The sequence below is a fragment of the Rugamonas sp. GW822-FHT03B10 genome, assembly GCF_058801745.1.
The window spans coordinates 121,204-133,534 of the sequence record NZ_JBXANP010000001.1 but is presented as its reverse complement, the minus strand read 5'-3'; the positions used below and the strand labels follow the sequence as shown (position 1 = coordinate 133,534).

At 66.4% G+C, this 12,331-nt stretch carries 13 protein-coding genes; 11 read left to right on the top strand and 2 right to left on the bottom strand.

Annotated elements, in window-relative coordinates; genetic code table 11:
* The first annotated feature begins 89 nt into the window (after positions 1 to 89).
* Both AC1RQG_RS00630 and AC1RQG_RS00625 read left to right on the top strand, forming a co-directional pair.
* Entirely contained in the window at positions 90 to 305 is a 216-nt protein-coding gene (locus AC1RQG_RS00630) for a DUF4160 domain-containing protein (protein WP_493127274.1), read from the top strand.
* A complete protein-coding gene (locus AC1RQG_RS00625; RefSeq protein WP_493127272.1) occupies positions 292 to 717 on the top strand; it encodes a DUF2442 domain-containing protein in 426 nt (141 codons plus the stop codon). The genes AC1RQG_RS00630 and AC1RQG_RS00625 overlap by 14 nt, the downstream gene beginning before the upstream one ends.
* A gap of 44 nt (positions 718 to 761) precedes the next feature.
* On the opposite strand, the gene AC1RQG_RS00620 is transcribed toward AC1RQG_RS00625, so the two are convergent.
* Entirely contained in the window at positions 762 to 1,448 is a 687-nt protein-coding gene (locus tag AC1RQG_RS00620) for a Crp/Fnr family transcriptional regulator (protein WP_493127270.1), read from the bottom strand.
* Positions 1,449 to 1,611: 163 nt separating this feature from the next.
* Between AC1RQG_RS00620 and AC1RQG_RS00615 the strand changes: the two genes are divergently transcribed.
* The 8 genes from AC1RQG_RS00615 to AC1RQG_RS00580 all read left to right on the top strand — a co-directional run bounded on the left by AC1RQG_RS00615 (position 1,612) and on the right by AC1RQG_RS00580 (position 10,626).
* Positions 1,612 to 3,558: an AMP-binding protein gene (locus AC1RQG_RS00615; protein WP_493128209.1), complete on the top strand. Its 1,947-nt coding sequence runs from the start codon at positions 1,612 to 1,614 to the stop codon at positions 3,556 to 3,558.
* A 14-nt stretch (positions 3,559 to 3,572) separates the two neighbouring features.
* The gene (locus tag AC1RQG_RS00610) at positions 3,573 to 4,394 is read left to right on the top strand and encodes an ABC transporter ATP-binding protein (RefSeq protein WP_493127268.1); all 822 of its coding nucleotides are present in this window, start codon (positions 3,573 to 3,575) and stop codon (positions 4,392 to 4,394) included.
* Complete coding sequence (locus AC1RQG_RS00605; protein ID WP_493127266.1) at positions 4,395 to 5,297, top strand: branched-chain amino acid ABC transporter permease; 903 nt, start codon at positions 4,395 to 4,397, stop codon at positions 5,295 to 5,297.
* 11 nt (positions 5,298 to 5,308) lie between these two features.
* On the top strand, positions 5,309 to 6,367 hold the full coding sequence (locus AC1RQG_RS00600) for a branched-chain amino acid ABC transporter permease (RefSeq protein ID WP_493127264.1): 1,059 nt from the start codon (positions 5,309 to 5,311) through the stop codon (positions 6,365 to 6,367).
* 62 nt (positions 6,368 to 6,429) lie between these two features.
* Positions 6,430 to 7,731, top strand: coding sequence for an ABC transporter substrate-binding protein (locus tag AC1RQG_RS00595; RefSeq protein ID WP_493127262.1), 1,302 nt, complete (start codon positions 6,430 to 6,432; stop codon positions 7,729 to 7,731).
* Positions 7,732 to 7,816: 85 nt separating this feature from the next.
* Entirely contained in the window at positions 7,817 to 8,653 is an 837-nt protein-coding gene (locus AC1RQG_RS00590; RefSeq protein ID WP_493127260.1) for an ABC transporter ATP-binding protein, read from the top strand.
* A gap of 40 nt (positions 8,654 to 8,693) precedes the next feature.
* Entirely contained in the window at positions 8,694 to 9,953 is a 1,260-nt protein-coding gene (locus tag AC1RQG_RS00585) for a phenylacetate--CoA ligase family protein (RefSeq protein ID WP_493127258.1), read from the top strand.
* A 97-nt stretch (positions 9,954 to 10,050) separates the two neighbouring features.
* A complete protein-coding gene (locus AC1RQG_RS00580) occupies positions 10,051 to 10,626 on the top strand; it encodes a hypoxanthine-guanine phosphoribosyltransferase (RefSeq protein WP_493127256.1) in 576 nt (191 codons plus the stop codon).
* Between the two features lie 65 nt (positions 10,627 to 10,691).
* On the opposite strand, the gene AC1RQG_RS00575 is transcribed toward AC1RQG_RS00580, so the two are convergent.
* A complete protein-coding gene (locus AC1RQG_RS00575) occupies positions 10,692 to 11,297 on the bottom strand; it encodes a LysE/ArgO family amino acid transporter (protein ID WP_493127254.1) in 606 nt (201 codons plus the stop codon).
* 85 nt (positions 11,298 to 11,382) lie between these two features.
* Here AC1RQG_RS00575 and AC1RQG_RS00570 point away from each other — a divergent pair, with 85 nt between their 5' ends.
* Positions 11,383 to 12,273 carry a LysR family transcriptional regulator ArgP gene (locus tag AC1RQG_RS00570; RefSeq protein ID WP_493127252.1) on the top strand — a complete coding sequence of 297 codons (891 nt, stop codon included), beginning with the start codon at positions 11,383 to 11,385 and terminating at the stop codon, positions 12,271 to 12,273.
* Positions 12,274 to 12,331: the final 58 nt, after the last annotated feature.

Sequence of the window (12,331 nt, the reverse complement as noted above, 5' to 3'; positions counted from 1 at the left end):
TGCGACCAGCCCTGCCAACAACCGCGAAAAACCCAAGTTGATTGGGTTTATAATCAATACCAACGCTACTACATACTCTGGGTCTGCGCGTGGTTGTCTATCCCAACGATCACCGCCCGGCGCATGTGCACGTCATAAGGAACGGTGCGGAAGCGGTGTCTAATCTGGCTTGTCCGGATGGGCCGCCCGAACTGAGGGAAAACTACGGATTTCCACGTTCGGCGCTGGCTAAGATCGCGGTGGCGCTGGCACTGGAATTGAAACTGCTCTGCGCCAAATGGAGAAAGATACATGGCGATTTCTGACCGCGCATTCAAAGCCGCCAACCGGCGCGGCGCGGCCGTCCAGTCCGCGTTTCCGGCCGCCACGGCCGTGCGCTACGACCGCCGCAGCGCGCGCGTCGTGATCAAACTGGCTTCCGGCCTGCACATCACCTTCGTGCCGCGCGACGTGCAGGGCTTGGAAAAGGCACAGCCAGACGATCTGGCCAACGCGGAAATCAGCCCGTCCGGCCTCGGCATCCATTTCCCCAGGCTGGACGCGGACATCTACCTGCCCGCGCTACTCGAAAGCTTCCTCGGCACACAGCGCTGGATGGCGGCACAACGCGGCAAGGCTGGCGGCAGCGTGACCACGCCCGCCAAGTCCGCGGCGGCCCGTGCCAACGGCAAACTGGGCGGCCGACCGCGCAAGGACAAGGCGACTTCCGCCAACTGAAGCGGCGCAAGGCAAAGCGGCGCCAGACCGGCGCCGGTCCGTCCTCACGCCTCGAACCGCCGCAAGCCCTCCAGATCCAGTATCCGTATGCCGCAGTAATCGATGCTGAGCAAACCCTGCTTCTCGAGCAGTTGCAAGGCCTGGTTGGCGCGCTGGCGCGAGGCGCCCGACAAAAAGCCCAGCTCCTCCTGCGAAATCTGCACCAGCGGCTCCAGTCCCGGATACAGGTGGGAATTGAACATCGACGCCAGGCAGCGCGCCACCCGCGTGTCGACGTTGAGCAGGCGGTCGTTCTCCACCATGCCGATGAACTGCCCCAGCCTTTCATTCAACTGGATCAGCAAGAACCGCGTGAACGGCAGGCTCGATTCCAGCAGCCAGTGGAAGGTGGCGGATGGCATGCGCGCGATGCGGCTGTCGCGCAGCGCCATCGCGTCGTACTTCAGGTATTCATCCTTGAGCAGCGACCCTTCGCCGAACCAGCCGCCCGGCGGCACGCCCGTGAACGTCACGCTCTTGCCCGAGGCCGAGAAATTGTTCATCTTGACCATGCCGCTGACGATGCCGAGCCAGTTCTCCACCTTGTCGCCTTTACGGCACACATAGCCGCCCTTGGGCACGAAGGTTTCGAACGTGTCCGCCTCCACCCGCGCCATCTGCCCCGGCGTCAGGCAACTGGCCCAGTTGGCCGCGCGCAGCGCTTCCTTCAGGCTAGGTTGTTCAGTTTGCATTGTTGCGTTGCACCATAAAAAAGTCGGGCAATTGTCGTCGAAAAGACAACCTCGCCCCTTTCATCAGGCTACTATCATCACACAAAAAGGATGACGGGCCGCGATTCGGATGGCAATCCGCAAGCGAGCACGGCACCATAACAACAGACCGCAACAGGAGACACTGGTGCAAACAGATTTGGACACGTTCCCGCGCCGGCTATTGCAGCACGGCGCAGACCGGCCGCTGCGGCCGGCGTTCCGCGAAAAATACCTGGGCATCTGGCAAAGCTGGGACTGGGCGCAAGTGAACGCGGAAGTGCGCGCGCTGGCCTGCGGCCTGGCGGCGCTGGGCTTCGAGCGCGGCATGCATCTGGCCATCATCGGCGACAACCGCCCCCGTTTGTACTGGGCCATGCTGGCCGCGCAGGCGCTGGGCGGGGTGCCCGTGCCGCTGTACCAGGACGCGCCGGCCGCCGACATGGCCTACGTGCTGGAGAACGCGGAGATCCATTTCGCCGTGGTGGAGGACCAGGAGCAGGTCGACAAGCTGCTCGAACTGCGCGCCGCCTACCCCGGCATCGCCCACATCGTCTACGAGGACGAACGCGGCATGCGCCACTACCGCCAGCCCGAGCTGAGCGCGTTCGCGGCCGTGCAGGAACTGGGCCGCGCCTGGGACCGCGAGCATCCGGGCGCCTACGAGGCGGCCATCGCGGCCGGCCGGGGCGGCGACCACGCCATCATGCTCTACACCTCGGGCACCACCGGCAAACCGAAAGGCGTGTGCCAGACCCACGCCTCCCTGATCGCGGCCGCCACCGGCGGCGTGGCCTTCGACCGCTTGACGGAACGCGAAGACATCCTGTCCTACCTGCCCATGGCCTGGGTCGGCGACTGCCTGTTCTCGCTGGGCCAGGCCATGGTGGCCGGCTTCACCGTCAACTGCCCCGAGTCCGGCGACACGGTGCTGACGGACATGCGCGAAATCGGCCCCACCTACTACTTCGCACCGCCGCGCATCTTCGAGAACATGCTGACCACGGTGATGATACGGATGGAGGACGCGGGCGCCATCAAGCGCCGCATGTTCCACCACTTCATGGAGGTGGCGCGCCGCTGCGGCGCCGACATCCTGGACGGCAAGCCGGTGTCGCTGGCCGACCGCGCGGCCTACGCGCTGGGCCATGCGCTCGTGTATGGCCCGCTGAAGAACGTGCTCGGCCTGTCGCGCGTGCGGGTGGCCTACACGGCCGGCGCGGCCATCGGCCCCGACCTGTTCCGCTTCTACCGCTCGATCGGCGTCAACCTCAAGCAGCTGTACGGCTCCACCGAGACCTGCGCCTACGTCTGCCTGCAGCCGGACGGCCACATCAAGTTCGACAGCGTGGGCCTGCCCGCGCCCGGGGTGGAGGTGCGGCTGGCCGACAACGGCGAGGTGCTGGTGCGCTCGCCCGCCACCATGGCCGGCTACTACAAGCGCCCCGACGCCACGGCGGAGGTGGTCGACGCCGACGGCTACTTCCACACCGGCGACGCCGGCCTGTTCGACCACGAAGGCCACCTGAAGATCATCGACCGCGCGGCCGACGTGGGCCGCATGAACGACGGCGCCATGTTCGCGCCCAACTACATCGAGAACAAGCTCAAGTTCTTCCCCTTCGTCAAGGAGGCGGTGGCGTTCGGCCATGCGCGCGACCAGGTGTGCGCCTTCATCAACATCGACATGGAGGCGGTGGGCAACTGGGCCGAGCGGCGCGGCATCGCCTATTCCGGCTACACGGACCTGGCGGCCCATCCGCAAACCTATGAGCTGGTGCGCGACTGCGTGGAGAAGGTCAACGCCGGCCTGGCCGCCGAAGAGGGCATGGCCGGCACCCAGGTCCACCGCTTCCTCGTGCTGCACAAGGAGCTGGACCCGGACGACGACGAGCTGACCCGCACCCGCAAGGTGCGCCGCAAGTTCGTCGCCGAAAAATACGCGGTGCTGATCGACGCCCTGTACAGCGGCAAGCGTTCGCAGTTCATCACCACCCAGGTCAAGTTCGAGGATGGCCGCAGCGGCGCCGTCTCGGCCGACCTCATGATCCAGGACTGCAAGACCTACCCGGCGGTCCAGGCTGCGGCATGACGGAGGACAGCACCATGCAAATGAACGAAATCGAAGCGCATCTGGGCGCCAGCGCCGGCCGTCGCACCGGCCCCGTGATCCTGGACCTGAAGAACATCTCGCTGTCGTTCGGCGGCGTGCGCGCCCTGACCGACATCTCGTTCGACGTGCGCCAGCACGAGATCCGCGCCATCATCGGCCCCAACGGCGCCGGCAAGAGCTCCATGCTCAACGTGATCAACGGCGTGTACCGCCCGCAGCAGGGGGAGATCATCTACCGCGGCGAACACCGCCGGAACATGGATTGCTACGCGGCCGCCAAGTCCGGCATCGCGCGCACCTTCCAGAACATCGCGCTGTTCAAGGGCATGACGGTGCTCGACAACATCATGACGGGCCGCAACCTGAAGATGAAATCGAACTTCCTGCTGCAGGCCCTGTACTGGGGGCCGGCGCGGCGCGAGGAAATCGCGCACCGCATCAAGGCCGAGGAGATCATCGACTTCCTGGAAATCCAGGCGATCCGCAAAACGCCCGTGGGACGCCTGCCCTACGGCCTGCAGAAGCGCGTGGAACTGGGCCGGGCGCTGGCGGCCGAACCGGAGATCCTGCTGCTGGACGAACCGATGGCCGGCATGAACGTGGAGGAGAAGCAGGACATGTGCCGCTTCATCCTGGACGTGAACGACCAGTTCGGCACGACCATCGTGCTGATCGAGCACGACATGGGCGTGGTGATGGACATCTCGGACCGCGTGGTGGTGCTCGACTACGGCAAGAAGATCGGCGACGGCACGCCCGACGAGGTGCGCACCAACCAGGACGTGATCAATGCCTACCTCGGAGTGGAGCACTAAATGAACGTAAACTTTTTCTTTGAAGTGCTGATCGGCGGCCTGCTGTCGGGCGTGATGTACGCGCTGGTGGCGATCGGCTTCGTGCTGATCTACAAGGCCTCTGGCGTGTTCAACTTCGCCCAGGGCGCGATGGTGTTCTTCGCCGCCCTCACCTGCGTGGGCATGGTCGACAAATTCGGCCTGTCCGTGTGGCTGGCCATTCCGCTCACGATCGTCGTGATGATCGCGCTGGGCCTGGCCATCGAGCGCGTGGTGTTGCGCCCGCTCGTCAACCAGCCCGAGATCACGCTGTTCATGGCCACCATCGGCCTGGCCTTCTTCATCGAGGGCTTGGCGCAGCTGATGTGGGGTTCGCAGGTGCACAAGCTGGAGCTGCCGATCGAGGACGTGCCGCTGCAATACCTGCTCGACAAGTTCAACATCATCGTGTCCCAGTTCGACGTGGCGGCGGCCGGCATCTGCGCGCTGCTGGTGACGGCGCTGGCCCTGCTGTTCGCACGCACCAAGGTGGGCCGCGCGCTGCGCGCCGTGGCCGACGACCACCAGGCCGCGCTGGCCGTGGGCATCCCGCTGCAGCGCATCTGGGCCGTGCTGTGGTCGGTGGCCGGCATGGTGGCGCTGGTGGCGGGCCTGCTGTGGGGCGCCCGCAACGGCGTGCAGTTCGCGCTCACCTTCGTCGCGCTCAAGGCGCTGCCGGTGCTGATCCTGGGCGGCTTCACCTCCATGCCGGGCGCCATCGTCGGCGGCCTGATCATCGGCGCGTCGGAGAAGCTGGCCGAAGTCTATATCGGCCCGATGGTGGGCGGCGGCATCGAGGGCTGGTTCCCTTACGTGCTGGCCCTGGCGTTCCTGCTGGTGCGGCCCGAGGGGCTGTTCGGCGAAAAAATCATCCGCAGAATCTGAGAGGAACGACCATGTTCTACCGCGAAGCCGGACAATTCAAGACCAGCTACCAGGCCGACAACCAGATCTTCCCGATCCGCCAGGACCGCATCGCCCTGGCCGCGCTGCTGGTGGTGGCGCTGGCCTTGGCGCCGGTGCTGGCCTCACCGTACACGCTGTCGGCCATCCTGATCCCGTTCCTGATCTTCTCGCTGGCCGCGCTGGGGCTCAACATCCTCACCGGCTACGCCGGCCAGCTGTCGCTGGGCACGGCCGCCTTCATGGCCGTGGGCGCGTTCGGCGCCTACAACTTCGTGCAGCGCATGCCCGGCATGCCGATCCTGCTGGCGTTCGTGCTGGGCGGGCTGGCGGCGGCGGCGGTCGGCGTCGCCTTCGGCCTGCCGTCGCTGCGCATCCGCGGCTTCTACCTGGCCGCCTCCACGCTGGCCACCCAGTTCTTCGTGATCTGGTGCCTGACCAAGATCCCCTACCTGACCAACTACAGCAGCTCGGGCGTGATCACGGCGCAGAAAATCACCATCCTCGGCTACGAGTTCGACAGCCCGGCCAGCAAATACCTGCTGGTGCTGGCGGTGGTGGCCGTGATGGCGCTGCTGGCCAAGAACATGATCCGCTCCAACGTGGGCCGCTCGTGGATGGCCGTGCGCGACATGGACGTGGCGGCCGAGGTGATCGGCTTCCGCCTGATGCGCACCAAGCTGCTGGCGTTCGCCGTCAGCTCGTTCTACTGCGGCGTGGCCGGCGCGCTGTACGCGTTCGCCTACCTGGGCACGGTGGAGCCGGAGGCGTACAACCTGGACCTGTCGTTCCGCATCCTGTTCATGATCATCATCGGCGGCGTGGGCTCCGTGCTCGGCTCCTTCCTGGGCGCGGCCTTCATCGTGCTGCTGCCCGTGTTCCTGAACGTGCTGGCGCACGGACTGGCCCTGCCCACCAGCGTGGCGTCCAACCTGGAGCTGATGGTGTTCGGCGCGTTGATCGTGTTCTTCCTGATCGTCGAGCCGCATGGCCTGGCGCGTCTGTGGCAAATCGGTAAAGAGAAGCTGCGTCTGTGGCCGTTCCCGCACTGAACGCGGTCCCTGGCATCACCACACCTGTATCACCTGAGGTCTGTAACTTCGAGGAGACGAGAATGAAATGCATCAAAACCTTCGTGCTGGGCGCCGCGCTGGCGGCCAGCGCCATCGTTCCGGCCTGGGCCGACCAGTTCATCGCCCTGCCGTCGTACCGCGTGGGGCCGTACGCGGCCGGCGGTTCCGGCTTCTACGGCGGCGTGATCGACTACTTCAACCTGGTCAACATGAACGGCGGCGTGAACGGCGTGAAGATCAGCTGGGAGGAGTGCGAAACGGAATACAACCCGTCGCGCGGGGTCGAATGCTACGAGCGCCTGAAGACCAAGAACGGCGGCGCCACCATGGTCGAGCCGCTGTCGACCGGCATCGCCTACGGCATCCTGGACCGTCTGCCGCAGGACAAGATCCCCATGACGATGCTCGGCTACGGCCGCTCGGACGCCGCCAACGGCAAGGTGTTCCCCTATGTGTTCCCGCTCATCACCAGCTACTGGAACCAGGCCGCCGGCATGATCAAGTACCTGGGCGACAAGAGCGGCGGCATGGATAAGCTGAAGGGCAAGAAGATCGTGCACCTGTACCACGACTCGGCCTTCGGCAAGGAACCGCTGCCGGTGCTGGAGGCGCTGTCCAAGCAGTACGGCTTTGACCTGATCAAGATCGCCGTGCCGCCGCCGGGCAGCGAGCAGCAGTCGCAGTGGCTGCAGATCCGCCAGGCCAACCCCGACTACGTGATCCTGTGGGGCTGGGGCGTGATGAACTCCGTCGCCATCAAGACGGCCCAGCGCAACGGCTTCCCGCGCGAGAAGATGCTGGGCGTGTGGTGGGCCGGCTCCGAGGAGGACACCGTGCCGGCCGGCGACGCCGCCAAGGGCTACAGCGCGATGACCTTCAACACCCCCGGCAACTACCCGGTGATGGACGAGATCCACAAGAAGCTGTACGACGCCGGCAAGGGCAACCTGTCCGACCGCAACCGCGTGGGCTCGGTCTACCACATGCGCGGCGTGACGGCCGCCATCCTGTGGGTGGAGGCGATGCGCACGGCGCAGGACAAGTTCGGCAAGGGCAAGCCCGTCACCGGCGAACAGCTGCGCTGGGGCCTGGAGCACCTGAACGTGGACGAGGCGCGCGAGAAGGCCATCGGCGCCTACGGCATGCTGCCGGTGGTGAAGACCAGCTGCGAGGACCATGAGGGTTCGGGCGCCGTCAAGGTCCAGCAGTGGGACGGCAAGAAGTGGAACGCCGTCACGCCCAACTGGGTGGTGGGCGACAAGGCGCTGACCCGCAAGCTGCTGGAGGAATCGTCGAACGCCTACGCCGCCGAGAAAAAAATCACGCCAGCCTGCGCCAAGTAGCCACGCCATAGCGACAAGGCGCAACTAGTGCGGGGAGTCCCCCCTCCTCCTCCCCGCACGTTTTTTCAACCAGCGAAGAACGACCATGAACACAGCCGCCGCAGCCGCAACCGTCAGCAGCCAGCCCTACCTGTCGGTCAACAACATCGAAGTGATCTACGACCACGTGATCCTTGTGCTCAAAGGCGTGTCGTTGCAAGTCCCGCAAGGGAAGATCGTGGCCCTGCTGGGCGCCAACGGCGCCGGCAAGTCGACCACGCTCAAAACCATCTCCACGCTGCTGCGCGGCGAGCGCGGCGACGTCACCAAGGGCGAAGTGCAGTTCAAGGGCGAGCGCGTGGACCAGCTCACGCCCAATGAGCTGGTCAAGCGCGGCCTGTCGCAAGTGATGGAGGGCCGCCACTGCTTCGGCCACCTGACCATCGAGGACAACCTGCTCACGGGCGCCTACACGCGCACGCTGTCGCGCGCGCAGCTGAAGGAATCGCTCGACAAGGTCTACCACTACTTCCCGCGCCTGAAGGAGCGGCGCGCCAGCCAGGCCGGCTACACCTCCGGCGGCGAGCAGCAGATGTGCGCCATCGGCCGCGCCCTGATGGCCAAGCCGTCCATGATCCTGCTGGACGAGCCGTCGATGGGCATCGCGCCGCAGATCGTCGAGGAGATCTTCGGCATCGTCAAGGACTTGAACCAGAAGGAGAACGTGTCCTTCCTGCTGGCCGAGCAGAACACCAGCGTGGCGCTGCGCTACGCCGATTTCGGCTACATCCTGGAAAACGGCCGCGTCGTCATGGAAGGCGCGGCCAGCGACCTGGCCAGCAACGAGGACGTCAAGGAGTTCTACCTGGGCGTGTCCGGCGCCGGGCGCAAGAGCTTCCGCGACATGAAATTCTACCGCCGCCGCAAACGCTGGCTGGCCTGACCCCGCTCCTGAACAACCGACTTCACACAAGGATTCCACCATGGCCGATACGCTCGACAGCCTGGAGACGCGCGACCCCGTGCAGCGCGAACGCGACCTGATGCAATGCCTGCCGCGCCTCGTCGCGCGGGCCCAGGGCACGCCCGGCTGGGCGCGCATCCTGCACGGTGTGGCGGCCGGCGACATCGCCAGCCGCGCCGCGCTGGCCCAGCTGCCCGTCACGCGCAAATCCGGCCTGAAGGAGCTGCAGCGCCAGCAGCCGCCGTTCGGCGGCCTGAACGCCACGCCCGCCGGCCAGCTGGCGCGCGTGTACATGTCGCCCGGCCCCATCTTCGATCCAGAGGGCCGGGGCCAGGACTGGTGGCGCTTCTCGCGCCCCATGTACGCGGCCGGCGTGCGGCCGGGCGGGCTGATACAGAACTGCTTCTCCTACCACTTCACGCCGGCCGCCTTCATGGTCGAAGGCGGTGCGGCCCGCATCGGCTGCGCCGTGATCCCGGCCGGCGCCGGGCAGACCGAGATGCAGGTGCAGGCCATGGCCGAACTGCGGCCCGACACCTACATCGGCACCCCGTCGTTCCTGAAAATCATCATCGAAAAGGCGCAGGAGATGGGCGCCGACATTTCCAGCGTGCGCCACGCCATGATGGGCGCGGAGGCGCTGCCCGAATCGCTGCGCGCCTGGTTCGCGCAGCACGGCGTGCCGCACGTGTTCCAGACCTACGCCTCGGCCGACATCGGCAGCATCGCCTACGAGACGGCCAGCGCCGGCGCGCTCGATCCGGGCATGGTGCTCGACGAGGAGGTGATCCTGGAGATCGTGCGCCCCGGCACGGGCGAGCCGGTGGCGCCGGGCGAGGTGGGCGAGGTGCTGGTCACGCTGTTCAACCACGACTATCCGCTGATCCGCTTCGCCACCGGCGACCTGTCGGCCGAGCTGCCCCACACGCCGGCGGCCGGCGGCCGCACCAACACCCGCATCCGCGGCTGGCTGGGACGGGCCGACCAGGCCACCAAGGTGCGCGCCATGTTCGTCCATCCGTCGCAGGTGCACGACATCGCGCGCCGCCATCCGCAGATCGTCAAGGCGCGGCTGGTGGTGTCGGGCCACATGGCGCAGGACGTGATGACGCTGCATTGCGAAGTGGATGATCCGCAGGCCGCCGGCGCCAGCCTGGGCGCGGCCGTGGTCGATTCGATACGCGACCTCACCAAGCTGCGCGGCGAGGTGTGTTTCGCCGCGCGCGGCAGCCTGCCCAACGACGGCAAGGTGATCGACGACGTGCGCGATTACCGCTAGCGGCGGGCGTTGTGGCGCAAATCCAACTACCCCGGGACGGCGGGATATGGCGGATAATAGCGGGATTGTTCACCTGTTTCAGAAAAACTAGAAGATCATGCAAGACTTCCACCACAACCGCGCCCGCGCCCTGCTGGAAACGGCAGAAGAACTGTTCAACAAAGAGACCGTCGATGCCGCCGTCGCGCGCATGGCCGACACCCTCAACGCCCGCTTCAACGCCCCCGACAGCCAGGACTTCCCGCTGGTGCTGGGCGTGATGGGCGGCGCCGTCGTCTTCACGGGCAACCTGCTGCCGCAGCTGACGTTCCCGCTCGAATTCGACTACATCCACGTGAGCCGCTACGGCGACGAGGACCAGGGCGGCCAGGTGGTGTGGAAGGTCGTGCCGCGCTCGAACGTGACGGGCCGCACCGTCATCGTGCTGGACGATATTCTCGACGAAGGCGAAACGCTGGCCCACGTCAAACAGCGCCTGCTGGACATGGGCGCGGCCGAGGTGATCCTGGCCGTGTTCTGCGACAAGGCGATCGGCAAGGCCAAGCCCTGCAAGGCCGACATCGTCGGCATCACCATCCCGAACCGCTTCGTCGTCGGCTTCGGCATGGACGCCTACGGCTACTGGCGCAACCTGCCCGGCCTGTGGGCCATCAAGACCGACAGCGAAGCGTAACAACGCGCGTCCCAAGGGTCTGGCCCCAAGGGGGGCTGACCCTGGTTTCCGCGAACCGACCGCCATCAAACGAACAACGACACAGCGATCGCCCACATCACCACCGCGATCACGCCATCGAGGACCTGCCACGCCCGCGGCAACGCGAACACTGGCGCCAAGTAGCGCGCCCCCCATCCCAGTCCACTGAACCAGGCCAGCGAGGCCGCCATCGCCCCGCCCGCGAAGTACAGCCGTCCACTGCCCGCCTGCTGCCCGCCAATGGACCCGAGCAGGATCACGGTATCCAGATAAACGTGGGGATTGAGCAGGCTGAACGCCAGCATGGCCGCCACCACGGCGCCGTGGCTGGACACGCTGGCCCCATCGCCCGCCACCAGCGCGGCCGGCCGCAACGCGGAACGGGCCGCGCGCCAGCCATACGCGAGCAAAAACGCCGCGCCGCCGATCTTCAGCCACAGCAGCAAGGCCGGCGCGCCGGTGATCAGCCGCCCCATGCCAGCCACACCGGCCGCGATCAGCACCACGTCGCACACCACGCAGATGGCGACGCAGGTGAGCACGAACTCGCGCTTGAGCGCCTGCCGCAGCAGGTAAGCGTTCTGCGATCCGATCGCCACAATCAGGCTGCCGCCCAAGCCCAGCCCCTTCAAAAATGCCGTCGCCACCATGTCTTCTCCTCAAACAAGGCGCCAGCTTACGGCCCGGGCTCGGATAAGTATAATTAATAATATTGGACAAACATTAGAGAAACTAATGAGCGCAGTGGACTACCGGGGCCTGGCCGCCCTCGACGCCGTGATCGAGCATGGCAGTTTCGACAAGGCCGCCGTGGCCCTGTCGATCACGCAATCGGCCGTGTCGCAGCGCATCCGCCTGCTGGAGAACGACGCCGGCGAACTGCTGGTGGTGCGCACCCAGCCGCCGCAGGCGACGGAGGCGGGCCAGCGCCTGATCGCCCACTACCGCCAGGTGCGGCTGCTGGAGGCGGCCCTGCAGCAGCGCCCCGGCCAGGCCGACGCGCGGCCCGACATCGCCATCGCCGTCAACGCCGACAGCGCCGCCACCTGGCTGCAGGAAGCGGTGGGACCGCTGCTGCTGTCGGACGCCTGCCTGCTGCGCATCCGCCTCGACGACCAGGACCACACCTTGAGCCAGTTGCGCGAAGGCCGCGTGTTCGCCTGCGTGACCAGCGAGGCCACGCGCGTGGCCGGCACCACGGCCACGCCGCTGGGCGCGATGCGCTACCTGTGCGTGGCCGCGCCCCCGTTCGCGCAACGCTGGTTCGCGGACGGCTTCACGCTGGACGCGGTGCAGCAAGCGCCGGCGCTGGTGTTCGACCGCAAGGACGCGCTGCTGGACCAGTTCCTGGGCCGTCAATTCGGCCAGCCGGTGCGTTATCCGCACCATGCGCTGTCAAGTTCGGAGGGATTCGTGCGTTTTCTGGAAGCGGGCTACGCCTACGGCATGCTGCCGGTGCTGCAATGCGAGGCGGCCCTGCGCGCGGGCACGCTGGTGGAGCTGGCGCCCGGCGCCAGTCTGAACGTGCCGTTGATCTGGCACGCGTGGGACATCCAGACCCCGCTCACGCGCCGCCTGACCGGGCAGGTGGTGGCGACGGCGCGCAAGTGGCTGGAGCAGGACTGAGGGAATTGCAATTCGCGCAATTTTGCCCTATTGTCTGCACCATCCGATTTTTTCCCCG

Bases quoted from the DNA above. Each gene is read 5' to 3' on its own strand.
- AC1RQG_RS00625 (WP_493127272.1), top strand. From the start codon at position 292: ATGGCGATTTCTGACCGCGCATTCAAAGCCGCCAACCGGCGCGGCGCG.
- AC1RQG_RS00620 (WP_493127270.1), bottom strand. From the start codon at position 1,448: ATGCAAACTGAACAACCTAGCCTGAAGGAAGCGCTGCGCGCGGCCAAC.
- AC1RQG_RS00610 (WP_493127268.1), top strand. From the start codon at position 3,573: ATGCAAATGAACGAAATCGAAGCGCATCTGGGCGCCAGCGCCGGCCGT.
- AC1RQG_RS00605 (WP_493127266.1), top strand. From the start codon at position 4,395: ATGAACGTAAACTTTTTCTTTGAAGTGCTGATCGGCGGCCTGCTGTCG.
- AC1RQG_RS00600 (WP_493127264.1), top strand. From the start codon at position 5,309: ATGTTCTACCGCGAAGCCGGACAATTCAAGACCAGCTACCAGGCCGAC.
- AC1RQG_RS00595 (WP_493127262.1), top strand. From the start codon at position 6,430: ATGAAATGCATCAAAACCTTCGTGCTGGGCGCCGCGCTGGCGGCCAGC.
- AC1RQG_RS00590 (WP_493127260.1), top strand. From the start codon at position 7,817: ATGAACACAGCCGCCGCAGCCGCAACCGTCAGCAGCCAGCCCTACCTG.
- AC1RQG_RS00585 (WP_493127258.1), top strand. From the start codon at position 8,694: ATGGCCGATACGCTCGACAGCCTGGAGACGCGCGACCCCGTGCAGCGC.
- AC1RQG_RS00580 (WP_493127256.1), top strand. From the start codon at position 10,051: ATGCAAGACTTCCACCACAACCGCGCCCGCGCCCTGCTGGAAACGGCA.
- AC1RQG_RS00575 (WP_493127254.1), bottom strand. From the start codon at position 11,297: ATGGTGGCGACGGCATTTTTGAAGGGGCTGGGCTTGGGCGGCAGCCTG.
- AC1RQG_RS00570 (WP_493127252.1), top strand. From the start codon at position 11,383: ATGAGCGCAGTGGACTACCGGGGCCTGGCCGCCCTCGACGCCGTGATC.